This is a genomic window from Bifidobacterium tibiigranuli (assembly GCF_022655035.1).
GTDB lineage: Bacteria > Actinomycetota > Actinomycetes > Actinomycetales > Bifidobacteriaceae > Bifidobacterium > Bifidobacterium tibiigranuli_A.
On record NZ_JALCUA010000001.1, the window covers coordinates 415632 to 440514 of the forward strand.

General features: G+C 62.2%; 10 protein-coding genes. 6 read left to right on the forward strand and 4 right to left on the reverse strand.

Annotation, left to right across the window (positions count from 1 at the left end; all coding sequences use genetic code 11):
* The first annotated feature begins 354 nt into the window (after positions 1-354).
* From LKK40_RS01740 to LKK40_RS01760, 5 genes are all read left to right on the forward strand, one after another.
* Positions 355-2013, forward strand: a complete 1659-nt coding sequence (locus LKK40_RS01740) for a serine/threonine-protein kinase (protein ID WP_304308668.1) — start codon at positions 355-357, stop codon at positions 2011-2013.
* Positions 2014-2105: 92 nt separating this feature from the next.
* Positions 2106-8207, forward strand: a complete 6102-nt coding sequence (locus tag LKK40_RS01745) for an Ig-like domain-containing protein (RefSeq protein ID WP_304308670.1) — start codon at positions 2106-2108, stop codon at positions 8205-8207.
* Positions 8204-9577, forward strand: a complete 1374-nt coding sequence (locus tag LKK40_RS01750) for an AAA family ATPase (protein WP_304308672.1) — start codon at positions 8204-8206, stop codon at positions 9575-9577. The genes LKK40_RS01745 and LKK40_RS01750 overlap by 4 nt, the downstream gene beginning before the upstream one ends.
* A 249-nt stretch (positions 9578-9826) precedes the next feature.
* On the forward strand, positions 9827-11185 hold the full coding sequence (locus LKK40_RS01755) for a DUF58 domain-containing protein (protein WP_304308673.1): 1359 nt from the start codon (positions 9827-9829) through the stop codon (positions 11183-11185).
* Positions 11182-14049 (forward strand): transglutaminase-like domain-containing protein, encoded by a 2868-nt coding sequence (locus tag LKK40_RS01760; RefSeq protein ID WP_304308675.1) that lies wholly within the window; start codon positions 11182-11184, stop codon positions 14047-14049. The genes LKK40_RS01755 and LKK40_RS01760 overlap by 4 nt, the downstream gene beginning before the upstream one ends.
* A gap of 112 nt (positions 14050-14161) precedes the next feature.
* Here LKK40_RS01760 and LKK40_RS01765 read toward each other — a convergent pair whose 3' ends face one another.
* The 4 genes from LKK40_RS01765 to LKK40_RS01780 form a co-directional block, all read right to left on the reverse strand.
* Positions 14162-18169 (reverse strand): DNA-directed RNA polymerase subunit beta', encoded by a 4008-nt coding sequence (locus LKK40_RS01765; protein ID WP_304308677.1) that lies wholly within the window; start codon positions 18167-18169, stop codon positions 14162-14164.
* Between the two features lie 108 nt (positions 18170-18277).
* Positions 18278-21829, reverse strand: coding sequence for a DNA-directed RNA polymerase subunit beta (gene rpoB, locus LKK40_RS01770; protein WP_304308678.1), 3552 nt, complete (start codon positions 21827-21829; stop codon positions 18278-18280).
* Positions 21830-22194: 365 nt separating this feature from the next.
* On the reverse strand, positions 22195-22902 hold the full coding sequence (locus LKK40_RS01775; protein ID WP_304308679.1) for a hypothetical protein: 708 nt from the start codon (positions 22900-22902) through the stop codon (positions 22195-22197).
* 75 nt (positions 22903-22977) lie between these two features.
* On the reverse strand, positions 22978-23961 hold the full coding sequence (locus LKK40_RS01780; protein WP_434735022.1) for an A/G-specific adenine glycosylase: 984 nt from the start codon (positions 23959-23961) through the stop codon (positions 22978-22980).
* Positions 23962-24171: 210 nt separating this feature from the next.
* Between LKK40_RS01780 and LKK40_RS01785 the strand changes: the two genes are divergently transcribed.
* Positions 24172-24840 carry a tRNA (cytidine(34)-2'-O)-methyltransferase gene (locus LKK40_RS01785; RefSeq protein WP_304308681.1) on the forward strand — a complete coding sequence of 223 codons (669 nt, stop codon included), beginning with the start codon at positions 24172-24174 and terminating at the stop codon, positions 24838-24840.
* The last annotated feature ends 43 nt before the right edge of the window (positions 24841-24883 follow it).

The following is a 24883-nucleotide window of genomic DNA, read 5'->3' on the forward strand; positions in this document are numbered from 1 at the left end:
TGCCTCCACACTAAGGTCCGCCCTCCCCGAGCCGATTCGAAAGCAGGCTGATTTCACGCTGATTCCATGCCGATTTCAAACAGGCCAATGCATATTTGTCCGCAAAAAGCAAATCGTGCGACACACCCATCTTCGACCTACTCTCAGACTTGGAATTCCAACGTTTTGCGCCTATCGCCCCTGCTCACGGAACAGGTGGAAAATCAGGCCGAAATAGGTCGAAAATCGGGTCGATGCCAAAAGTGTGCATACACGCGGCATAAAGAAAATTCGTCGGCATATTTCCCTAGAAATGTGTCCTACGAACACCGCCATACCCCGTCACTACACACCATGGAAGAAAGGAGCCAGGAGATGAATCAGGAAGCGAGCAGGGCGACAACAGGCAGCGACCCGCGACCACCCACCGTGCCGGGATATGCCTGCACGGGGCGCATCGCCTCAGGATCCAGCGCGGTGGTGTACCGATTGCATCGAACAGGCCGAGCCGAAGCCGGCATTGACCTTCGACTTACGCGAGCCGGCGAGGATATCGCCGTCAAAGTGGGCAAACGACCAGTGCGACACGATAGTACAGATCTGATGCGCCGCGAAGCCCAGTGCCTTGCCGCACTATGCCCGCACCCGAATATTCTCGCCTGGCATGCTGCCGGCGTCACACAGGCAGGTCATGGGTATCTCGTGCTTGATTACGCTGCGCTAGGTTCCTGCCGCAAACGACTGCGCACCAAGGCATTCGAGGCAGACGAGGCGCTCAGCATGGGCATCGCCCTGGCCTGCGCCCTAGCCACCGCGCACCGGGCAGGATATCTGCACCGCGATATCAAACCGAGCAATGTGCTCATCGCCGCTTCCGGAACGCCACTGCTGGCCGACTTCGGCATCTGCACCTCGGTGTACCAGCCAGAGGATTCACCCGGATTCTCGCTGCCTTGGGCACCGCCAGAGGTGGCGAGCCAAGTAAGCCCCGGCAGCGAGGCCGGAGACATCTATTCGCTCGCCGCGACCCTATTTGCGCTGCTGTGCGGCCGATCGCCATACGAATACGACTACCGTCCGCGCTCGCATAGCGAACTTGTCCATGTCATGCTCACCCGCGCCACGCCCGCGCTCGATGCAGAGCATGCGCCACCGGCACTCTCGCGGGCGCTGCTCGTCGCGATGTCGCAGGATCCGGGAGACCGCTTCGCCTCGGCGCTTGACTTCGCCCGCGCCTTGCAGCACGCGCAGTTCACCTGCTTCCACCATGTCACGCCGCTGGCGGTTGACGGGGCAGTGCCCGTTCCTGCCGAGCTGAAATGCTGCATCGATGCTGACAGCCATAGCGCCGCTCGGATGCGCGTGCCTGAGTTAACGCAAGCAGCACCATGCCCATCCATATCGGCGCACTCGTCTACGACGACGCGCCCATCGTCATCGCGCGCCCCTTCGCCCCAACTCGGCACGCGTATGCCGCCGCCCCGCAACCGGCGTACGCGTTCACACCACGCAGTACGGACAGCCATACCACTCGGCGCGGCAATGTTTGTGCTGATTTTCGCCCTTGCCGCCGCACTTGCGCATTATTCCCATGCCCCGCCTCTTGCCTTCCAACGATTTTCCGGGTATTCGCGTGCAGCTTTCCAGCAACCGAATCGGCAGTCTGCGCCCAACGACCTGGCGAAGGACGAAACCAATCTCACCGCGGAAGGCACACCCATCAGCCCGCCCCAGCATGTGACGGGATCAATCAGCGGCGATGCCGCCGTGTTCCGCTGGACCAACCCTGACCCGCACGAAGGCGATGCGTACGCCTGGACGCCTGCCGACCCAGATGATGCGGCCTCGGACAGCGCCGCCCCGGCCACAACCACCCCTAACAGCACTGTTCCCAGCCCCTCCACCATCACGAAGAGCACCATCGTCACACTGCCCCGAGATCCCCAACATCGACGTTGCATCCAGGTGAGCATCATCCGCAGCGGTCATCGGATGTCGCAGCGCTCGCCCATCGCATGTGCACCGCACCCATGACTTGCACAGCCCTCGTGCAGGGTCATGATCTGCGAAGCCAGCAGCCATGCGATCCCATACACACCAACGGCTACCGCTAAAGGAGGCCACCCATGAAACCACCGACAAGGCATACGCATCGCTTGGCCCGTGCCTACGAGGTGCTGCGGCGCATGGCCCTGACCTCGCACGGCAGTCCACGCAGCCGATGGATGAGCATCGGCGTTGCCATCATGATGCCAATCGGCATAGTCGTGCTCGCCCTAATCATGAATTCGGCGACACGCCAGCATGTGCAACTGGACGACGGCACCATCTGGGTGACCTCGTCCGACCGGCGCGCAGCGGCCCGGTTCAACGTACGCACGTCCGAAGCCAACGCCACGGTGCACACCGCGACCGCCGCATTCGACGTGGCGCAGCATGGCAGCAGCACTGTGCTGTACGAAGGCCGGCGGCTCAGCGGCATTGATTCGGTGACTCTGAAACGCTCCGACACAGACATTGCGCAGACGGCGGTCACGCTAATAGGCGGCGAAACCCTGGCTGTGCTTGATCCTGCATCCGGCCGCGTATGGGTGGGTCAGGCAAGCAGACCACAGGACATCCAGCTGACGCGGACGCCGAATATGCGTCTGGGCGCGGGAGGGCGCATCGCCGTGGACCACGACGGGGCAGTCTATGGGCTCCGGCGAAGCGATGGCATGGTGATGTCCATACGCAAATCCAACGCAAGACAGGTGAAGCAGCTCGGGTCGTTGTCTCAGGGCAAGGCGCAGCAGGCGGACGATTTCACTGTGGTCGACGGCGTGCCGGTCGCATCATACGGCGGTCGTCTGGCATGGCCTGATGGCGGCAGCGACACCAAGGCGCGCGGCCCGCTCAAGCTTCAGGCCGCGCCCAGCGACGAGCGTCAACATGGATGGCTCGCTGCCGCAGGCGACGATGCGCTGCTCACGATTGCGCTGAAATCAGGCCGTCAGCACGCCGAACGCATACCGTTCACAGGGCCGGGCGAACCAGCCCAGCCGGTTTCGGTCGGCGGCTGTGTCCACGCCGCATGGGCACGCCCTGAACGCAACTATCTGCGACTGTGCACTGCAAGCTCCACGAAACCGAGCATCAGCACGCTTGAAGGCATAAGCGAGACCTCCGAGTTGCGTTTCCGAGTCAATCACCGCATGGCGATACTCAATGATGTGGGCAGCGGAGGCCTATGGAATCCCGAGAACGGCGTCGAACGCATCTCCGTCCAATGGAGCACGGCAGCAAATGAGCATATCGACAATATCGACGCCAGTGAAACGGCCCCGAGCGACGCGTCGACGTTCGCGGACTCCTGCGCCGAGCAATCCGGCGCGATCACTGCTGTAGCAGACCGCTTCGGCGTGCGCGCAGGGAAACGCCGCGTCATCACTGTTCTGGCCAACGATGAGCAGAGCGACTGTTCAGTACTGCGCATCACTGCGCTGTCGCCGTCACGCGGCTCCCCCATCCGAGTCTCGATCGTTGATTCCGGGCGTTCCGTTCTTGTGGATGCAGGCACCGGGCCGCCTGGCAGCGCCACCTTCGACTACACCATCGACGACGGCAGAGGACAGACTTCCTCGGCTACGGTCACTATCGAAATCGTAGGCGACTCGGCGAACAGTCCGCCGCAGCAGGCAGGCCCAGTTCCGCAGCACGATGTCGAACAGGGCGCGACATTCACCACGAATGCCGTGGCAGCGTTCGACGACAAGGAAGGCGATGCGTTGACGCTGGTCTCAGCGCAGGTGCGCAATAGCAGCGAAGCCTTGGCTCGCGTACGGCCCGACGGCCTGCTGACCCTCGATGCCGGATCGTCGCCCACAGGTCGCGTCAGTGTGGAAGTCGGTGTATCAGATGGCACGCATACCGCCTTGGGGCTCATCCACTTCCTGGTGCGCCCGGCGAACACTGTGGCTGCATTCGCGGACGCCTGCACCGTATCCACCATCGTCAACGTCGCCGCAACCATTGATCTGCGCCCCTATATTCACAGGACTTCGATGCAGGAGCCCACGCTCGCGTCCTTCGACACTCCGGACCATACGCGCATAGCGCGCGGCAGCACGGCGTCGTCGCTGCACTTCACGGCGGATAAGGTCGGCACGTATCATATGGCCTTCACGATGGCGCAGGGCGACATCAAATCTGTGGGACTGGCGCGCATCGAAGTCGTGCCTGTTGGTGGCCAGGACGGCATCAAGCCCGTGGCGGTCAACGATACTGCGGTTCTGGGCGCAGACGGCAATGCGATCATCGAGCCGCTGCTGAACGATATCGACCCTATGGGCGGCGTGCTTGCAGCAAGCTCAGTGCATGCCGAGCCGTCAACGGGCGTCACTGTCACGCTTGTCGATCACCGTCGCGTATATGTCAAGGCGCAGCAAGCCATTTCACGCACCGTCGAAATCATCTATACGGCATCCAACGCCGCTGGCGATTCCCCTGGCACCATCACCTTGCATCCTCCCGCACGCGCGCCAAATACCGCGATGCCGAACGCCGCTGATATCAGCCTCAGCGTGCGTACCGAGGGAACGGTTTCAGCGGATATCCGCGATTATGTCAGCATTCCCTCCGGGGAGTTCACACTCGAAAAGTTGCTGCGCCATGACCAGAAGGATTTCGCCGGGATTCCTGCCGTCTCCGATAGGCGCATACAGTATCTGGCCCCGTCACGGGCCGGGACTCACACGGCGACGTACACGATTCATGACCGGCATGGCAACGCCGCTTCGGGCACGATCACATGGCAGGTCCACGCCTCAGACGCGCAGTCCAAGGCCGCGCCGAAGCCGAAAGACGTCCAGGCTCACGTCGCTGCCGGCCAGGCGGTACCCATCGAGATACCACTCAGCGGCATCGATGAGGATGGCGATGACGATATGCTGCTGGGACTGGGCAATGACGCGCCTCACTTAGGCCGCATAACCCGGGTCGACGCTACGTCCATGACCTATGAGGCTTACCCCGATTCCTCGGGCACGGATTCCTTCTCCTATGCCGTAGAAGACTGGACCGGTCAGCGCGCGCAGGCGAGGATACGGGTCGGCATAACCCGCACGCCCGGGGAACGGCGAGTGCATGCACGTGATGACGAAATCATCATGCGCCCAGGAGTCCGTGCCACCGTGCCAGTCACCGACAATGATCTTTCTTCGGCTGGCAAGAGGCTCGTCGTCTCGGCTGATCTTGTGCTGCAAGGCGTCAGCGACGCAACGGCTGCAGGAGACTCTATCTCCTTCACGGCTCCTGAACGCGACGGAACAGCATACATCGTCTATACAGTCATGGATGATGCCGGGTTAAGCGACACTGCGACGCTGACGATACGCGTTGATGCTACGGCTCCTTGGGAACCGCCTGTCGCCCGCGACTACCGCGTTCCTGCCTCGGCGACGGTCGGCAAACGCACAGTGGAGGTCGATGCCGCCGCGCTGATCGCGAATCCTTCCGGTTCCTATAGCGAGCTGCGCATCGATACGCTCGACAGCAGCAGCGCCAACGTCAAAGCGTCTGAACATGCAACGCTGCCTCGTATCATCACGATTGAGTTGACTCCCCGTGCCCGCATCGTGCCGTATCGGGTGACGAACACCGTGCACAATCTCAGTTCCACGGCCTTCATCCATGTGCCCGCATGCGGCATGTTCCCGCCGGAGCTGCGCCCCAAGGCCCCGCCGCTCACCGTGCACGCCGGCGAGACGCTGACCATCGCCATCGCCGATCATGTGCGCGTCGGTGCCGGCAAAAACGTATCCATTGACGCCACCAGCCCGGTCAGCGCCACCAAAAACGCCAACGACGATCTGCGTGCCGATGCACAGACGCTGCGCTTCACCGCAGTCGATGGCTACTATGGACCGGCATCCATCACCTTCAGTGCAACGGACGGCGGTGTCTCTGCCAAATCAGCTGAATCCAAGGAGCCAAAATCCACGCATGGTGCGAATACCGCGACGCTGACCTTGCCAATCACCATCCTCGCCGATTCCGCCAATCCACCGGTCTTCGCCGCACCTACTGTGGAGATAGCCGCAGGAGACGGCGAGCGTGCAATCGAACTCAACGCGCTGATGCAGCCGCATGGCGATGCCGGCATACCCTACAGCTTCTCGGGCGGCGTGAAGTCTCCGGCGCTCGACGCCGCTGTGTCGTCGAAAGGCAGACTTACGGTGCGCGCACGGCCAGCGGCTCCGATAGGCGCAAGAGTCGTCATCCCGGTTTCCATCGACTACCCCGGCGGCACAATGAAAACCGGAGTGAGCGCATTGGTGGTCGCCTCACGACGCGCGCTGGCACAGGTTCCCGATCGTCAGCTGCGTATCACGGCAGGCTCGAGCGCCAGCATGGACCTGCTTGACGGTGCGTACAACCCGTTCCCTGATACGCCGCTGACTGTGATGAAATGCGTTCCCGAAGACGAGGAATTACGCGTCGACTGCGCTGCGAATGGCCGGCTGCGCATCAGCGCTTCCGCCGCAATCACCGCCGCGAGCCGCACGCTGACAGTCAATGTGCAGGATGCCACGCGGTCGAAGGAACGTCAGGTGAGCGCCATCATCACGATTTCGACGATCGGGCGACCCGATCCGCCGAAACTGTCCTCCGCTTCGGCGCAGGCAGCCGACTCGTCAGTCACCTTGCGCTGGTCCGCAGCGAATGCGAATGGCAGCGCCATCAGCGACTATCGCGTCCTGTGGGATGCAGGCTCCCTGTCATGCGGAGCGGTCACTGTGTGCCGTATAGACGGCCTGACGAACGGCAAGGAATATGCGTTTCGCGTGCAGGCCTTGAACGACGCCGGCTGGTCCGGCCTTTCGGCCCCTGTCACCGCGAAACCGGACAGAGCGCCAAGTACTCCGCGCAATGTTCGCGTGGAAGCCGGATACCGTCAGGCCACTGTGCACTGGGAAGCGCCTGCTTACGAGGGCAGCGCGCCCGAGGCATACATAGTGACGTTGAGCGGCTCCAACGGATGGCGCAAAACCGCCACAGGCACGGCATCGCCAATCACATTCAGCGTCGAGCATGATGCTACGGGCGACGGTGCGGCATTCTCGGCCACTGTCGTTGCCCGAAGTCGCATCGGACAAGGCGCTCCAAGCCCCGCTAGCCCGCAGGCATACGTCTGGTCGGATCCTGACCCACCCAGTATCGCGCTTGAGCAGGAGGGCGACGCAATCATTGCCGCCGTAAGTCCACGCAACCAGCATAACGCCGGCTGCTCCGCCATAACCCTTGAAGGTGACGGATCAGGCAAGACAGGCTGCGGAGCATCGATCATGCATCTGGGCATCACCAGACAACAGTTCTGGAAACCTTTCACAGTCACCGCCGTGCTGCACCCAGGCAAGTCTGGCGCTGCGCAATCCACGGCTTCGGCATCGATAACGCCGCAATACGCCTTGCTTGCGCCCCGAGACGTGTCGTTGCATGGGCAGGGAAAGCAGTGCACAGTCACATGGCGGAATCAGGGCGAGCACGACGGCTTCATCGTCACCGTTTCAGGACTGGGAACCGTACGCGCCGACGAATCGGAGGAGTCTGCCGTATTCGCGCTTGAACCTTGGCAGCGATGCGCGCTGGCCGAGGTCGTGCAGACGCTCAATGGGCGCAGCGGCCCGGCATCGAGCGCGCGCAACGACTACCAATACCAAGTCCCGGCTGTTATCACGCCGCCGATCGTCATGTGGGCGGGGCAAGGCCACGGCCGTCTTACCGTCACCGAAGGCAGCGTCGAGACCTGGGGACAGCCGGCTTCGATACGCCTTGCCGTCACCGCCGGAGCTGTGCGGCGGGAATATCCCTGGCAGCCGGGCATGACGGAAATCGATGTCTCGAATCTGCCTGATGCGAGTGCATACACGTGGAGCATCGTAGTGACATCGTCTGCCGGAGAGGATGGACTGCATGCGTCAAGCCAGCCACAAAGCGTTCAGGGCATTCGCAAACCGCTGGGTTCCCCTATTCCCTCGGCGTTCGATGAACATTCGCCGATACTACTGCGTTCATCCGCACCTTCTGCTCTCCCCCATCTTGCACTCTCTTATCCCGCGCTCTTTCGCTTCGTGCCCTTTCGCCTCGAGTTTGAACGTCCCGCACCCGTTCATTTCGGACCCGCTCATCCCACGCTTTTGGCAACACACGAACCGCCGCACTCCCATGATCAAAGGAGGCAATCATGAGCAGCAACAACTTGCGGACACGCTTGGGCAGCGTCATACGCTTGGGCACCGCCCCCAAGCACGAGGGCGCGCACACGCCCTCTGCACGGCTTCCTGACGAAACGGTATTGTCGAACACTGCACCGTCAAACACCGCACAGCCGGACGCCATGCTGTCAGACGAGACCGCGTTGTCAGACAGGACAGTGTCAAGCCGAACAATGCTGTCAAGCAAAACAGCTTCCGCTGACGAAACTGACGACAACATGGTATCCGACAAGAACGTGGCATCCAACAAGAGCACGGCATGGGAACCGCTTGCCGCACCACATTCTGAACAGCGTCAAGCCCGTGACGTCGGCAAGCCCGGTCTTATCGGCGCGCCAATCCGACTCGAAGACGATTCGCCCTGCAACGTCGAAGGCTTCAACGCTGATATCGCGCGCTTCGAACAACGTTTCGCGACGCTGACGAGAACGGTTTCACGGGTTCTTGCCGGCAAGGCGATGGTCGTCAGGCTCTGTGCCACAGCCTTGCTCGCAGGCGGCCATATCCTGCTTGAAGACAACCCCGGCACCGGGAAGACACAGCTGGCCCGCGCGTTGGCACAAGCCATCCACACCACTTGCCATCGCATCCAGTTCACAGCCGATCTGCTGCCTTCGGATGTGATTGGCGTGACCTATTACGAGCGAAAAACAGGCTCCTTCGTCTTCCGCAAGGGCCCGGTATTCGCATCTGTCGTACTCGCCGACGAAATCAACCGGGCCTCGCCCAAGACGCAATCGGCGCTGCTTGAAGTGATGGAGGAACGCCAGATCACCGTCGATGGAACCGCGCATCAGGCACCTGACCCATTCATCGTCATCGCCACGCAAAATCCGAGCGATCACCTCGGCACCTATATGCTGCCGCAGGCGGAGATGGACCGTTTCCTCATCAGAACTTCGCTCGGGTACCCCGGCCATGATGTCAGCGTGAAACTGCTCAGGCAAAGCCACATCCGTGACCGCTCGCAGCTGATATCACCGGTGCTCACGGGCGGCGACATCCTTGAGCTGCGTAACGTCGCCCAGCAGGTTCACATTGACGACCGCATTCTCGCATACATCATGCGCTTAGTTGAGGCGACGCGTCAGGATGAGCGTCTGGCAATCGGCTCATCGCTGCGGGGCGGCCTCGCGTTGACCCGATGCGCCCAAGTCTGGGCCGCTTCGCAGGGGCGAGCATACGTCATACCTGACGATGTACGCGAGCTTGTCCCCTTCGTGCTCCCCCACCGACTCACGCCTACGCCCGAGACTTCTTTCGCCTCAATCGGCATCGAGCGAATCATCGAGGAGATTCTCGATCAGGTTCCCGTCCCTGCGCTGACAACGCCAGCACCATGACATCACTACTGCGCCGACACCGCCAATACGCTGGCGCTGCCGAACGAATACCAATGAAACGAGGCGAGAACAATGTCGGATTCCTCATTTTCGCGACAACGCGCAAGGCAGCCGAAGACGGCTACGCGACGTGCGCGAACACTATTTGCGCCGGTTTCCGCAGCATACGCTGGCATCTCCGCCATCATCGTGGGGCTCGGTAAGCAACTGCGCGGCCATGTCCGACACCTGCACAGTCATGCTTGGCGGTTGCACAGTCATGTCCGGCAACTGCGCAATCGTGCCCGGCAACTGCGCAATCGTGCCCAGCGGCTGCACAGCAGCGCCTCTCCCAGCAGCGGTTTCGGCCATGTTGCCGACCCCGCCGAACCCACTGGTTTCGCCAGATTCACCGTCGTTGCCGCGTTCATCAGAACCATCCGACTCACTCGGCTCGCTCAGCTCGCCTCGGTACGCCTCTCAACTTTGGGATGGATTATGGTCGCGATCTGCGCAACATGCCTGCTTGCATTCCCGCTTACCGGATGGCACGAATTGCTGGCATGCGGCGTAACGATACTGACGCTGCTGGTGTTCGCCGCATGGTTCTCGACGAAAAGCCCTGATATCGACATGCGCATAGCTCTCGACCGACCTCGCGTCGGAGTGCGCGACCAAGTCACCATAACGCTTGCTGCGCGCAACCCTGGAACCTTGCCGATTCCCGCCCTGCATGGATTCCTGGCAATTGGACAATCCCATGCGAGTGTGAGCATTCCCACGCTGGGAGCGCAACGCAGCGAACGCATCACGCGCGCATATCAGGCTGCAGGCAGGGCGGCAATCCGAATCGGACCGTTCACGACCCGCACCGGCGACCCCTTCGCCCTGATGCGCCGACGCGACGCACTGGCCGAGCCGGTGACCTTGTACGTACATCCGTCAACCGTCGACCTTGGCATGCGAGCGGCGGGAATCGTACGCGATATGGAAGGACGCGCGCACGGCGGCATCGTGGACGACGATCTCGACTTCCACGGCTTACGGCCATATGCTCCCGGCGATGACATCCGTAACGTCCATTGGCTGAGTTCTTCGAAATCAGATGATCTGATGACCCGGCAGTACGAATCCACGCTGCGCACCGGCAGTGCTTTGAGCATCGATCTCGACTCGAGCGACTATCGCAGCCGCGAGGAATTCGAGCTCGCCATCTCGCTTGGTGCCTCGGTGGGCTCGCGCTGCCTGCGCAATGGCGATGCATTGACTGTCTGCAGCGGAGCGTCATGTCAATCTGCGCCAGACGCTACGACGCTGCTTGACTGGTGCAGCACGCTTGAGCCGGACGCCCAGCATACGGGCATCCAGCACCAGAATGCCTGGCACCCGCAGGATTGCGCAAAGGCAGCGCTGTATCAATCACAGGCCTCGGTACGGTATCTCGCAGTCGGCTCGCTTGCCGATGTGGCCGCCATACGACGCGCATCCCTCGCGCTTCATACGCATGCGCGCGTTGTAGTGTTGCAAGCCGATGTTGGTGCCGCCATGCAGCTCAAACATCTGCATGGTTTCACGTTGGCGCGCTTCGGCAATCTGCATGAGCTTGCCACGGCAGGAGGTGCGCTATGACCACGGCAACTCAGATATATTCACAGCGAGTAACGTCAGTTTCAGCAACCGGCATTCATACTCATGCGCATACGCACACTCATACGCAATCGAAGCGCCATCGCAGCAGCGACGCGAGCGCCTGGTTGCAAGCAGAGCAGAATGCGGACCCGTGCAGTCTGCTGCTGCCGGTCGACAGCCATGCTCCACTGCATGGCAGCGCAAGCAAGCTGGAGGGACTTGCAAGCAGAGCCGACGCCCTTGCGCACGCGCGTGCGCAAGGGCGCGTATATCAGCGGCATGCAATCAATCTCGGCGTCGTCATCATGGTCAATCTTCTGGCCTCATCCAGCTTGGTCACCGTCTACGGCTCGTTGACACTTTGGCTCAGCGTTGCGCTTCCCGCAGCGCTGATTGGCGCATTCGCCGGGCTGCTCGCTTCCAGCACCGGCGCGCGGGCGCTGTGGAGCATACCCACGCTGTTGGCCGGGCAATGCGTCATCGGCCCGACGATTGCCCTGCGCTATACGACCGCATTCGGGATTATCCCAACATGGCAGACCATCGCAAAAGGACTCACATCCACCATCGGCTCATTCAAATACGTGCTGGTGCTTCCCGTGCCTATAGGGATTGACGAAGGCGACCGCATGGCGCAGAATATTGCGGCGCAGAGTCTTATGGCACAGAGTCTTATGGCACTGTGGACGCCCATGCTGTGGTGCGCTTTCCTCGCTGCAATCGCAGCAGTATCTTTCAAGCGTCATCGCGCAGTGCTGGCCTCCATCCCCGTCGGTGTGAACCTCGCTGCTGCGGCGTATCTCGGCACCAGCGCAAATGGCGGTGACAATCCCACGGTCATCGTGCGCGGAGCCGCCATTGCCGTCATACTCGTGCTGTGGCTTTCCTGGCGGAACCGCACATGGGCTAGTCGCGATTGGTCTACGATTGCCATCTCCTGCCTATGCGCCAGTGCCATCGCAGCTACGGCCTGTCTCGCACTGCCACGCGAACGGCTCATCGGTCGCGATCACTACGAGCCGCCCATCGATGCGCTTAATCAGACCAGCCCGCTCAGCGGCATGCGCTGGTATATCACGAACCATAAGGACGACGTGCTGCTCACCGTGCGCGGGCTTGCGCCGCACACGCCGATACGGCTGGCGGTTATGGACCGTTTTGACGGCAATGTCTGGAATCTGTCGGATGCAAACGCTACCGGCAGCTCATCGGATTTCCGCCTCATCGGCACGACCGCTGACGATGATCAGCGGCAAGGACCGCACTTCGACGCGACTTTTCTCGTCAAGGCCAATCTGCCAGATCGTTGGCTGCCGAGCGCAGGGGCCGCCACGAATATCATCATGCGCCCAGACACGCCAAACGCAGCAGTCTCGCATGGTCCAGCCGTTTCCCATAGTTCAGGTGGTTCACATGATTCAGATAGCGCACATGACGACGCACACGACTCCTTGGGCGCAGAAAACAGCACTCAGCCTGCGCAATCCGTGTATTACAACCGCAGCACCCACACCGCGCTGCTTCCCGAGCCCATCCGAGCCGGCACGCGCTACACTGTGTCCGCAACGGCGTCACCTAACGTCTCCGAGGCACGCATCGACGCGGCGCAAACGCCCGAAACAAGACATTCTCTGCCGCAATCCGAACACGTTCCCGATTCCGTGGGCGCTGTGGCACGCTCGATGGCGGGCGGCAGCACTGGCGGAAAGGCTGCGCACGCACTGGCGCGCGGCCTGCGCGAAGGCGGCTGGTTCTCGCATGGCCTAGGCGGGGATTATCCCTCTCCGGCTGGGCACGGAAGCTACCGCATCAATCTGCTGCTGTCAGGCCCGGCAATGGTCGGCGACAGCGAGCAATATGCTTCGGCTATGGCGTTGATGGCACGGGAGCTTGGTCTTCGATCGCGCGTGGTGTTGGGTTTTGCGCCAACGAAGAGTAATCCGCCGGGCAATCGCGAGCAATCCTTCACCGGTAACGATATCGAGGCGTGGGTGGAGGTTGAACTGTCCGGCCTGGGCTGGGTTGCCTTCCATCCGACACCCGAAAAAACCAAGATACCGAATGACGACATCATGGCTACGCCGCCCGACCCGCAGACGCTGCGCCGACAGCCTCCGCCACCGCTGGCCGATCCGCTCTACGACGACCGACCCGAGCATATCGACTCAGCTACGGGAGGCCGCGATGCCGAGCGACCGAAACCGGATTCGGCTCTGCGCGCCGTGCAACGCATCGCAGCTCGCTTGGCCCTGTACAGCCTTCCGCTGTGGTTCGCGCTGCTGCTTGGCATGTCGCTTATGCTGACGAACGCACGGCAACTGGCTCGGTTGCGTCGTCGCGGCCCGCCTAGCAGGCGCGTCGAATCCGCCTGGGAATCGGTATGCTTGCTGGTCAAGCGAAGCGGGATGCAGTCTGCTCGAACCCAACTTGCGTGCGCCCGCCCTGTCTGCACACGCCGCATGCAGGCAGCAGCCATCGCAGCCGGAATCCCCGGCATCGACAAGCCACTGCTGATGCGGCTCTGCGAGCAGGCCGACCGGGCTACCTTCTCCAATCAGCCAACAGCTGAGCACACCGCTCAAACCTGCTGGCGGGACGCCGATCGTCTCCGTGCCGCAATGCTGCGCCAGCAGCCGCGTCTGCGACGATTGCGCACGCGGCTAACCTTCCGATGCACACAGTCAATCCGGAAGCACCCGCAAACCCGGAAGCGTCCACAAACGCAAAGTGCGCTGTGGCGCATACGCATCCGCGTATATCGTCACAGCGCACTCGCTGAATACAAGACCCACAGATCACAATCCGTAGGTCAAGACCACACTCAAGGACCACAGCTCAACCAGACCACAGCTCAAGGCCCATAGCTTAAGCTCAAGGCTCGCAAACCGCAACCAGCCAAAACCACAAGCTACAATCCACAGCCCTGCTCTGTATCCCTACAACCTGCAATCCTTACAATCCGCAGCCCTGTAATCCTTACATATCCAAGTCGCCCTGGCCACCCTGATCGTCGAGGAAGTCATCGGGGTTGAAGTCGTCGCCGAGCTTCAGATCGCCGAAGTCGATGTTGGAGAAGTCCACATCGCTCGCCTCGGAATCGGAGTAGCCGCTGCCCAGCTCGTCGCCGCCCAGCCCGAAGTTCGGGTAGATGGTGTCGCGGATGGCCTTGTCGGGCTCCACGACTGCGTTGCGGTAGCGGGCCAGACCGGTGCCGGCCGGAATGAGCTTGCCGATGATGACGTTCTCCTTGAGACCCTTGAGCTCGTCCTCACGCTGACCAAGCGCAGCTTCGGTGAGCACGCGCGTCGTCTCCTGGAAGGAGGCGGCGGACAGCCACGAGTCGGTGGCCAGCGAAGCCTTCGTGATGCCCATGAGCTCGGGGCGGCCGACGGCAGGCTTGCCGCCGTTCTTGACCGCGGCGATATTGGCCTCGCGGAAGCGCGCCTGGTCGACCAGCTCGCCGGGCAGCAGCACGGTGTCGCCGGAGTCGATGACGGTGACGCGGCGCAGCATCTGGTGCACGATGACCTCGATGTGCTTGTCGTGGATGTCCACGCCTTGGGAGCGGTACACGTTGTGCACCTCTTCCACGATGTTGACCTGGGCAGCACGGGGTCCGAGGATGCGCAGGATCTTCTTGGGATCCACAGAACCCTCGATGAGCTGCGTGCCGGACTCGACGTGATCGCCGTCCTTGACCAGCATCGGCGCGCGACGGGTCACCGGGTAGGTGATCGGCTCGATGCTCGTATCGTCCGGAGTCAGCGTGACCTGACGGCCGCGATCGGTGTCCTCCACCTTGATGGTGCCCGGGAATTCGACGATCGGCGCCTCGCCCTTAGGCGTACGCGCCTCGAAGAGCTCGGTGACACGGGGAAGACCCTGAGTGATATCGGACGCCGAAGCCACGCCGCCGGAGTGGAAGGAACGCAGGGTCAGCTGCGTGCCTGGCTCGCCGATGGACTGTGCCGCGACGATGCCGACGGCCTCGCCGACATCCACCAGCTTGCTGGTGGCCAGCGACCAGCCATAGCACTTGGCGCACACGCCGCGCTTGGACTCGCAGGTGAGCACAGAGCGTACCTTGACCTCTTCGACGCCATGCGCCACGAGATCGCGCAGCACATCCATCGAAAGGCCGTCGTCGCGCTTGTAGAGCACGGTCGTGCCGTCGGCCGGGTCGATCACGTCAGCGGAAAGCAGACGGGAGTAAGGACCGCCGTCAGCCGCCTTGACGAGCACGAGATTGCCGTCCTCGTCGCGTTCGGCGACTTTCATCGCCAGCCCACGCTTGGTGCCGCAATCCTCCTCGCGCACGATGACCTCCTGGGCCACGTCGACGAGTCGACGGGTCAGGTAGCCCGATTCCGCGGTACGCAGTGCGGTGTCGGCCAGACCCTTGCGCGCGCCGTGCTGCGAGATGAAGTACTCGAGCACAGACAGGCCCTCGCGGTAGTTCGACTTGACCGGTCGGGGGATGATCTCGCCCTTCGGGTTGGCCACAAGGCCTCGCATGCCGGCGATCTGGCGAATCTGCATCCAGTTGCCGCGCGCCCCGGACTGCACCATGATGTTCACGTTGTTGTCATCATGGAAGTTGTCGCGCATGGCGTTGGCGACCTTGTCGGTGCATTCGGTCCACAGGTTGATGAGCTCCTGGCGGCGCTCCTCCTCGGTCAGCAGGCCCATGTCGTACTGCGAGTTGACCTTGTCGGCCTGACCCTCGTAGTCGGCGATGATCGCGTCGCCTTCCGGAGGATCGACGATGTCGGAGAAGGACATGGTGACGCCGGACCACGGGGCCCGGGTGAAGCCCAGATCCTTGAGCGCATCAAGGGTCGCGGCCACCTGCTCGGTGGAGTAGCGCGTCGCGATCTCGTCGACGATCCTGGAAAGCCTGCCCTTGGCCACCTGCTCGTTGACGAAGGGATAGTCGGTCGGCAGCGTCTCGTTGAACAGGATGCGGCCGTAGGACGTCGCGAACAGCACGGAGCCGTCCTTGAAGCGCTCCTCCTTGACCACGTCCGGGCTGCCCGGCTCGGGGTCGACGACCTTGAGCTCAGCGGGCTCCCAGTCTTTGGAGAGCACAAAGTCCTTCGGCAGTCGGATGAGCACCTTGGCCTGCGTGTCGATATCGCCACGATCCACGGCCATGATCGTCTCTTCAAGCGAGGAGAACACGCGGCCCTGGCCCTTGGCACCGTCCACGACAGTGGACAGATAGTACAGACCCAGAATCATATCCTGCGACGGCATGGTCACGGTGTGACCGTCAGCCGGCTTCAGAATGTTGTCGGAGGCCATCATCAGCGAGCGGGCCTCGGCCTGCGCTTCGACGCTCAGCGGCAGATGGACTGCCATCTGGTCGCCGTCGAAGTCCGCGTTGAACGCGGCGCAGGCGAGCGGCGGCAGGTGGATGGCCTTGCCTTCGACCAGAATCGGCTCGAAGGCCTGAATTCCCAAGCGGTGCAGCGTAGGAGCGCGGTTGAGCAGCACGGGATGCTCGGAGATGACCTCTTCGAGCACGCCCCACACCTCGGCGTCGCCGCGGTCGACCAGTCGCTTGGCGCTCTTCATGTTCTGCGCATAGTTGAGGTCCACAAGGCGCTTGATGACGAAGGGCTTGAACAGCTCCAGCGCCATCGGCTTGGGCAGACCGCACTGGTGCATGCGCAGTGAGGGGCCGACCACAATCACGGAACGGCCGGAGTAGTCCACGCGCTTGCCCAGCAGGTTCTGGCGGAAGCGGCCCTGCTTGCCCTTGAGCATATCGGACAAGGACTTGAGCGGGCGGTTCGAAGCGCCGGTGACCGGGCGGCCGCGGCGGCCGTTGTCGAACAGCGAGTCGACGGCCTCCTGCAGCATGCGCTTCTCGTTGTTGAGCATGATCTCAGGCGCGCCCAGCTCGATGAGTCGCTTCAAGCGGTTGTTGCGGTTGATGACGCGACGGTACAGATCATTGAGATCCGAGGTAGCGAAACGGCCGCCGTCCAGCTGCACCATAGGGCGCAGTTCGGGCGGGATGACCGGGATGGCCTCAAGCACCATGGCCTCAGGCTTGTTGCCGGTGGTCAGGAAGGCGTTGACGACCTTGAGGCGCTTCAAGGCGCGGGCCTTGCGCTGGCCGGAGCCGGTTGCGATCTCTTCGCGCAGCTCCTTGGAAGCGGCTTCCAGATCGAAGTCCTGCAGACGCTTCTTGATGGCCTCAGCACCCATGCAGCCCTCGAAGTAGTCGCCGTAGCGATCCTCCATCTCACGCCACAGGTCGACGTCGCCTTCCATATCGCCAGCTTTAAGCGCCTTGAAACGATCGAAGACCGCGTTCAGCCGCTGCACCTGCTCGTCGTAGCGCTGGCGGATGGACGCCATATCGCGCTCGGCGCCGTTGCGCAGCTTGGACTTCGCGCTGCCCTTGGCCTCGCCGTCGGCTTCGAGCGCCGCCAGATCGGACTCGACCTTCTGGGCGCGGGTTTCGATCTCGTTGTCGCGACGCCTGAGCAGGTTCGCGATTTCGGTGTCGAATTCGTCCTGCAGGTCAGGCAAATCCTGATGGCGCTGCTCCTCGTCGACCTTGGTGACCATGTAGGCCGCGAAGTAGATGACCTTCTCCAGATCCTTCGGCGCGATGTCGAGCAGATATCCCAAACGGCTCGGCACGCCCTTGAAGAACCAGATATGCGTGACCGGAGCTGCCAGCTCGATGTGGCCCATGCGCTCGCGGCGCACGCGAGAGCGGGTGACTTCCACACCGCAGCGTTCGCACACGATGCCCTTGAAGCGCACGCGCTTGTACTTGCCGCAGGCGCACTCCCAGTCGCGGGTCGGCCCGAAGATCTGCTCGCCGAAGAGGCCGTCCTTCTCCGGCTTCAAGGTACGGTAGTTGATCGTCTCGGGCTTCTTGACCTCGCCATAGCTCCACTTGTGGATGTCCTCGGTGGTGGCCAGTCCGATTCTCATTTTGTCAAATGCGTTGACGTCCTGCACTCTTATGTCCTGTCTCTACGTTCATAAATACTGCGCGTTTATCAATACTGCACTGCGCGTTTATAAATCTGTGTTGTCTCGGTTGTCTAGTACTGCGTTAGTCGCCTATCAGCGGTATTCGGGCTCTGGCGCGGCCTGCTCCTCCTTGGCGGAGGCGTCGGGCCTGGCGCCGATGTTGAAGCCGAGATCCTCGGAGGAGGACACGATGTCATCATCGTCCTCATCGCTCATGTCGATCGCCACGCCTTCGGCGTTGAGCACTTCGACGTTGAGCGAAAGCGACTGCATCTCCTTCAGGAGCACCTTGAAGGACTCCGGGATGCCTGCCGGCGGCAGGTTCTCGCCCTTCACGATGGAGCCGTAGGCGCGCACGCGGCCGTCGACGTCATCGGACTTGGTGGTCATCATCTCATGCAGCGTGTAGGCGGCGCCGTAGGCTTCGAGGGCCCACACCTCCATCTCGCCGAAGCGCTGGCCGCCGAACTGGGCCTTGCCGCCCAGCGGTTGCTGGGTGATCATCGAGTACGGACCGGTGGAGCGGGCATGAATCTTGTCGTCCACGAGGTGGTGCAGCTTGAGCATGTACATGTAGCCAACCGAGATCGGCTTGGGGAAGGGCTCGCCGGTGCGGCCGTCGAAGAGCACGGCCTTGCCGCTGTCGCGCACGAGGCGGTCGCCATCGCGGTCGGCCAAGGTGGTCGAGAGCAGGCCGCGCAGCGTATCGGGACGCACGCCGTCGAACACCGGAGTGGCGACCGGAGTGCCCGGCTCGCCCTTTTCAGCGCCGTTGGGCACGAACTTCTTCCATTCGGCTTCCATATCGGGGTCGAGCGAAATGTCCCAGCCAGCATGGGCGATCCAGCCCAAATGCAGCTCGAGCACCTGGCCCAGGTTCATACGCGAAGGCACGCCCAAGGGGTTGAGCATGATGTCGATCGGAGTGCCGTCCTCAAGGAAGGGCATGTCCTCTTCGGGCAGGATGCGCGAGATGCAGCCCTTGTTGCCGTGGCGGCCGGAGAGCTTGTCGCCCACCGTGATCTTGCGATGCTGGGCGATGTAGACGCGAATCATCTGGTTCACGCCGTTCGGCAGCTCGTCGCCGTCCTCCTCGGCGTCCTCGCGCGTGACCTCCTTGACCGAGATCACCGTGCCGGTTTCGCCGTGGGGCACGCGCAGCGAAGTGTCACGCACCTCGCGGCTCTTCTCGCCGAAAATGGCGCGCAGCAGACGCTCCTCCGGGGTCAGCTCGGTCTCGCCCTTCGGCGTGACCTTGCCCACGAGGATATCGCCGGCCTCGACTTCGGCACCGATGCGGATGATGCCGCGCTCGTCGAGGTTCGCCACCGCGTCCTCGCCGACATTCGGCAGGTCGCGGGTAATCTCCTCGGCGCCAAGCTTGGTCTCACGCGCGTCGATTTCGTACTCTTCGATGTGGATGGAGCTCAGGGTGTCGTCCTGCACGAGACGCTGCGAGATGATCACGGCGTCCTCGTAGTTGTAGCCGTTCCAAGGCATGAAGGCGACGAGCAGGTTCTTGCCCAGCGCCATCTCGCCCTTTTCGGTCGCCGGACCGTCGGCCAGCACAGTGCCCTTTTCGATGCGCTCGCCGTCCTTGACCAGCGGCACCTGGTTGTAGCAGGTGGTCTGGTTGGAGCGCTGGAACTTGGCCAGCTTGTAGCTGGACTGCGTGCCGTCGTCGTTCATCACGCGGATGATATCGGCGGAGACGTAGATAGCCACGCCCGGCTTCTCAGCCAGGATGGTGTCGCCCGAATCGTAGGCGGAACGCCATTCGGAGCCGGTGCCCACCAGCGGACGCTCGGACTTGACCAGCGGCACGGCCTGACGCTGCATGTTGGTGCCCATTAGCGCGCGGTGGCCCTCGTCATGCTCGAGGAACGGAATCAGGGATGCGCCCACCGACACCATCTGGCGCGGCGAGACGTCCATGTAGTCGACCGTTTCGATCGGGACATCGTCAGCCTCACTGGCGGCGTCTCGCACAAGAGCGGTCTTCGCCACGAAGTTGCCCTTGCCGTCGATCTCCTGGTTGGCCTGCGCGATGACGTGCTCGGCCTCCTGATCGGCGGTCATGTAGACGACCTCGTTGGTGACGTGGCCGTTGTCGACCTTGCGGTACGGAGTCTCGATGAAGCCGAAGGGGTTGACGCGGCCGAAGGTAGCCAGCGAGCCGATCAGGCCGATGTTCGGGCCTTCAGGGGACTCGATCGGGCACATGCGGCCGAAGTGGCTGGGGTGCACATCGCGCACCTCCATCGAGGCGCGGTCGCGCGACAGGCCGCCGGGGCCCAGGGCCGAGAGGCGGCGCTTGTTGGTCACGCCGGACAGCGGGTTGTTCTGATCCATGAACTGGCTCAGCTGCGAGGTGCCGAAGAACTCCTTGATGGTGGCGTTCACCGGGCGGATGTTGATCAGCGACTGCGGGGTGATGGCCTCGGCGTCCTGCGTGGTCATGCGTTCGCGCACGACGCGCTCCATACGGCTCAGACCCGTGCGCAGCTGGTTCTCGATCAGCTCGCCGACCTGACGGATGCGGCGGTTGCCGAAGTGGTCGATATCGTCCACATCGACGCGCAGCTCCACGTCCTCGCCATTGCGCTTGCCAGGGAAGGTCTTGTCGCCGGCATGCAGGGAGACGAGGTACTTGATCGTGGCGATGATATCATCCACGCTCAGGCTGCGGTCATTGATGTCTGTCTCCAAGCCGAGCTTGCGGTCGATCTTGTAGCGGCCCACGCGCGCCAGATCGTAGCGCTTGGTGTTGAAGTAGAAGGAGTCCAGCAGGTTGCGTCCGGCGTCGGGGGTCGGGGTGTCGGCCGGGCGGATTTTGCGGTACAGATCGGTCAGGGCGTCGTCCTGGGTCTCGATCGTCTCCTTTTCGAGGGCGTCCATGACCAGCGGGTAGTCCTTGAAGGACGCGCCGATCTCGGCCTTGGTCATGCCGATGGCCATGAGGAAGACGATGGCCGACTGCTTGCGTCTGCGGTCCACGCGCACGCCGAGCACGTCGCGCTTGTCGATCTCGAATTCGAGCCATGCGCCACGGCTCGGGATGATCTTCGCGCCGAAGACCTCCTTGTCGGAGGTACGGTCGCGCGAGCGGTCGAAGTAGACGCCCGGGGAGCGCACGAGCTGCGAGACGATGACGCGCTCGGTGCCGCCGATGATGAAGGTGCCGTGCGGGGTCTGCAGCGGGAAGTCGCCCATGAAGACGGTCTGGCTCTTGATCTCGCCGGTGTCGCCGTTCTCGAATTCGGCGTTGACGTAGAGCGGAGCCGAATAGGTGTAGTCCTTCTCCTTGCACTCCTGGACCGTGTGGCGCGGCTCTTCGAAGTACGGGTCGGAGAAGGTCAGGCTCATGGTCTGGGCGAAGTTCTCAATCGGGGAGATCTCCTGGAAGACCTCATCGAGGCCGGATGCGTGAGGGACGGTGTTGGTGCCGTTGGCCTCGTCCTCCTCCACGCGCTTCTTCCAACGCTCGTTGCCGATGAGCCAATCAAAGCTGTCGGTCTGCACGCCCAGCAGGTAGGGCACATCGATAGGTTCCTTGATGGAACCGAAGTTCACGCGGTCCGATGCCAGATGTCGTGCAATGTCCTGCTCGTCGGCGCGTGCGTTGACTGTTGTGGTATTCGTCATAGCTTGTTCGTCAGCCAAAAGACGTTCCTTATCGCTCGCTTGTTCGTTACGATCTGTTCGATCGATGCTGTACGGATCAGCACTGTGCAGCTGCTTAAAGTAGCTACTATCAGCACTGTATGGCTAGCGAAACGCCCGGATGCAGCCGCACTGTGCAAGCTCGTATATCCCTACTAATAAGCTGCACAACGCAAACCGCCGTATGCCTAAGCTGCGGGCGCCTCGTTGTCTTGTTGGCATGCCCGCTATATGACATACTTCACGTAGAGTCAAGAGCATAGCACGCTGGAATTGGTTGCGCAAGCTGGCGTGTCTGGGCGTAATCCCTACTGCACTGCCGTATCTACCCTACTGCACTATCGCCTCTACTGCACGATAACCGGCACCGCATCGCTCACTGCTTTGGCATCGTTCTTCAGGCTCAGTTTGGCCATATACGTCCCGGGATTGACTCTGGGGAGGCTGGCGTCGTCGACGCATTGCGAACCCGTGCTGTCCGTGTTCCATGTCAGCGTGTCTACGCGCTTGTCGCCCTTGGACATAAGCAGCCTATGCGGGTCGGCCGGGCACGCGTCCGACCTCCATATCGTGTCGCTGCCCGAGGTGATCGTCAGGATCCGCGAAGCATTCGACACGTCAATCAGGCAGCTGCTCGTGCCCTCATAGGCGATCGTCATCGTGAAATCCAAAGAACCGCCCACCGGCACGGTCTGCGACTGTGCGCTCAATTCCAATTTCACGTCACCGGCTGTGCAATCGTGGACGCCACTGGTCTGCTTCACGCCTGGAACCTCATTGCGCGTCAGCGCCGTGAGATCGTCATGCCGGATGACGCCGGAAACCGCCGCGACCCCCCTGCCGAGGCTGTAGACGCAGAACACGAGGAACGCAAGCACCAGTACCAAGGCCACAGCCGCCACAATGCGCCGACGGCGAAAGATCCGCTGCTGCTCCCTGCTTGGTTTTCTGCGCTGGCCGCGCTGCTGACGCCCGCCAGATGTGCCCGATGCGCCCGATGCGCCGCGTCCGGTAGAGGATTTGCGCGTGTTGGGAGAATGCGGTGTACTGGCCATACCCACGAGTCTAAACCGACTGCCCAACCGGGATGACTTACGGCAGACACGAACCGAATCTGCGAGCCCGCGCAGCTACTGCGGCAGCCGCAGCGACCCGTCAGGGAGAATCTCGATCAGGCCGTCCTCATCCAGCGAAGCGATGCACAAGTCCAGCTGCACATGGTCGCCCCATAGCGCCTCGACCTGATTGCGCGGCAGCGATGTGACTGCTGCACTCCCCGCCTCCGCTGTCGTTTCCTTCGTTATTTCCTTTGCTCTTTTCCCAGCCGCTTCATCTGAGGCATCCCCAGTACCAAGGCTGCGCAAGGCATTCAGTATCATGCCGCGCACCTGTCGGTTCGTGCCTTGGAAGCGCTGGCGAGGCCGGGTGCGCTGCTCCCCCAGCCCCGGACGCCCCGCTGCAAGAAATGCGCACGAATCGGCCAGCGGGCACTGCTCGCACAGCGGATTCTTAGCCGTACAGACTGTGGCGCCAAGCTCCATGACGGACTGGTTCCACACCACGCTGACCTTGGCATCTTTAGGCAGCACCCGTTCTGCCAGCTCGCGTTCCTGCTTCGTCGCCGCACCGCCATGCGACTCCACTCCCAGAAACACGCGGGAGAGCACCCTGCGGATATTCGTGTCGATGACCGCGATGCGGCCCCCGAAGGCGAAGTTCATCACCGCCGAGGCCGTGTAATCGCCGATTCCCGGCAGCGCAAGCAGCTCATCGTATGTGCGCGGCAGCTCGTTATCGTATTGCTGCGCGACCACGCGCGCGCATTCCTGCAAGCGCAGCGCACGACGCGGGTAGCCGAGCCTCCCCCACGCGGTGATCACCTCAGCCGTGCTCGCGCCGGCCAATGACGCCGCGTCGGGCCACACCTCCATCCATGCGAGCCAATACGGCACCACGCGACTCATCTGCGTCTGCTGGCTCATGACCTCGGATATGAGCACGCCCCACGGCGTCGTCCGCCCGAAACGCCACGGCAAATCGCGCGCATTCCGATCCCACCACGCGAACAGCTCATTTTCGATGAGTTCCTTCATCGCCTGATCAGAATCGGTCATGTCGTCAGCCGCCGTCGCGGCATTGTTCCCTGCATACTGCACGGCCACCATTGTGCTCCACACGGGATACACCAGCGCCCACTTCACCACCGGGTACGGGCCGTTCTAAGCTCATTCATGCATGGTGATGGATGATGTTTACGGCCTCAGTTCGATTCGCACACAGCCAAAGCATTATCACGAAGGAAATTAGAGAATCAGGACAGTGACATGGGCGAAAGCGCGCAGAACAATACGACTGTAAAGAAAACAACTGACCCCGAGTCGCGCGTGGACGGCATGTACGAGTATGGGTATCGCAAGTCGAATTACGGCCCGGACGAGCTGGTGACCGACGCGCACGGCAACCCGATCAGCGTGGTCGACGCGATGATGAGCGCGCGCGAGGCCAGCGAGACCGAAACCGTCACGCCGCACCTGTGCTACTACTCGCCGCGCATCCCGGGCAATACCGGCTCCGCGATCCGCCTGTGCGCGGTGACCGGCAGCATTCTGCACTTGGTCGAGCCGCTGGGCTTCAACCTGCACGACACCAAGCTGCGCCGCGCCGGGCTCGACTACCACGATATGGCGCATGTGGTGCTGCATCCGGATTTCGACGATCTGGTCACGTCGATGCCGAACTCGCGCATCATCGCCTTCACCGCCCATGCCACGAAGCTGTACACCGAAGTCGACTACAAGCCTTCGGATATTCTGCTGTTCGGCCCCGAACCCGGCGATATCCCCGACCCGATGGACATCATGGCCGGCCCGCATGTCGCCGAGCAGGTCCGCCTGCCCATGCGCCCCAGCCTGCGCTCGCTCAACCTGACCAACTGCGCCTCCATCGCCCTCTACGAGGCGTGGCGGCAGCTGGAATTTAAAGGCGGGGAGTAACGCAATCGTCAGCTTGCATTTTCATGGGAAAATATGAAACCTG

What these genes read in the sequence shown, in the direction of transcription:
- LKK40_RS01740 (WP_304308668.1), top strand. Translation starts at nt 355, where the DNA reads ATGAATCAGGAAGCGAGCAGGGCGACAACAGGCAGCGACCCGCGACCA.
- LKK40_RS01745 (WP_304308670.1), top strand. Translation starts at nt 2,106, where the DNA reads ATGAAACCACCGACAAGGCATACGCATCGCTTGGCCCGTGCCTACGAG.
- LKK40_RS01750 (WP_304308672.1), top strand. Translation starts at nt 8,204, where the DNA reads ATGAGCAGCAACAACTTGCGGACACGCTTGGGCAGCGTCATACGCTTG.
- LKK40_RS01760 (WP_304308675.1), top strand. Translation starts at nt 11,182, where the DNA reads ATGACCACGGCAACTCAGATATATTCACAGCGAGTAACGTCAGTTTCA.
- rpoB (WP_304308678.1), bottom strand. Translation starts at nt 21,829, where the DNA reads ATGACGAATACCACAACAGTCAACGCACGCGCCGACGAGCAGGACATT.
- LKK40_RS01775 (WP_304308679.1), bottom strand. Translation starts at nt 22,902, where the DNA reads ATGGCCAGTACACCGCATTCTCCCAACACGCGCAAATCCTCTACCGGA.
- LKK40_RS01780 (WP_434735022.1), bottom strand. Translation starts at nt 23,961, where the DNA reads ATGACCGATTCTGATCAGGCGATGAAGGAACTCATCGAAAATGAGCTG.
- LKK40_RS01785 (WP_304308681.1), top strand. Translation starts at nt 24,172, where the DNA reads ATGGGCGAAAGCGCGCAGAACAATACGACTGTAAAGAAAACAACTGAC.